Raw genomic sequence first — 559 nt, forward strand, 5'->3', positions numbered from 1 at the left:
CCCGGCCAAGCTGCGGCTGGACGGGCTGAAGGTGGTCTTGGACTGCGCGAACGGCGCCGCCTATCGCGCCGCGCCCGACGTCCTGTGGGAACTGGGCGCGGATGTGATCCCCCTGGGCGTCGAGCCGGACGGGTTCAACATCAACGACGGCGTCGGAAGCACGCATCCCCAGGCCTGCGCCGATGCGGTCCGTGCCCATGGCGCGCATCTGGGAATCAGCCTGGACGGCGATGCCGACCGGGTGGTGATCGTGGACCAGACGGGCCGCGTGGCGGATGGTGACCAGATCATGGCGCTGTTGGCCGGGCGGTGGGCCGAACAGGGCCGGCTTGCAGGCGGCGCCCTGGTCGCCACGGTCATGTCGAACCTGGGGCTGGAGCATTACCTGACCGCGCGCGGCCTGCGGCTGGAACGGACGCAGGTCGGTGACCGCTACGTGGTCGAGCGAATGCGCGAGGGCGGCTTCAACCTGGGCGGCGAACAATCGGGCCATATCGTGATGACCGACTATGCCACCACCGGCGACGGGCTGGTTGCCGCGATGCAGGTGCTGGGCGCG

General features: G+C 70.1%; 1 pseudogene. It reads left to right on the plus strand.

Annotated elements, in window-relative coordinates:
* Positions 1-559: pseudogene (locus TW83_RS17645) on the plus strand (phosphoglucosamine mutase); the annotation flags it as partial.

The sequence above is a fragment of the Paracoccus sp. S4493 genome (assembly GCF_000967735.1).
GTDB lineage: Bacteria > Pseudomonadota > Alphaproteobacteria > Rhodobacterales > Rhodobacteraceae > Paracoccus > Paracoccus marcusii.